The 645-nt window shown below is 42.0% G+C and carries 1 pseudogene; it reads right to left on the reverse strand.

From position 1 onward, the window contains the following. Positions 1 to 645: pseudogene (locus ACST14_RS10925) on the reverse strand (hypothetical protein); the annotation flags it as partial.

A 645-nucleotide genomic window follows, 5' to 3' on the forward strand; every position in this document is an offset into this window, starting at 1 on the left:
TATAACTATTCGTGTAATTCATCATCGACTGGAAACCTAAAGCAACTGAGCCCGATCCAGATTGATTATTAAATAAACTATAATATCCTAAGGCTGTATTCTCCTTACCCGAGTTCGTGTAGTAAAGGGTTGAATAACCTATCGCCGTATTTCTAGTTCCTCTGTAACCATTACCGCTGTTATTCTCTAACCAAGCGTTCTGGCCAGCTCCGTAACCAAAACTAGTTTGGCCTATGTTTACATTATTATCAATACGTCCGGATCTTACATTTGATACCCGGAAATTCAAAGGGTATCCATCCGTGTTTCCGATAAACTTACCCGCACTCGATTCTGATACATACTGAGCTATACTAAAGGCATAATCTGTCATACCCGTGTTTCCTGCAGTATTCCAAACTAATGCATTTGCATTCGATCCTAAAGTAGACATCACATAAGCAGTAGTTGCAAACTTCGTACTGTTATCATTCGTGGCCGGTGTAACACCCGTCACCGTTCCACTTGAAAAAGCAGTTGCCCCCGCTACATTCAGTGTTCCAGCCACATTCAGATTACCACCTACACCTACTCCACCACCTACAATCAACGCTCCATTATTTGTCGCACTCGAGGCAGTCGTATTCGTCACATTTAATATCGAAC

The organism is Aquirufa sp. A-Brett2-15D (assembly GCF_054558735.1).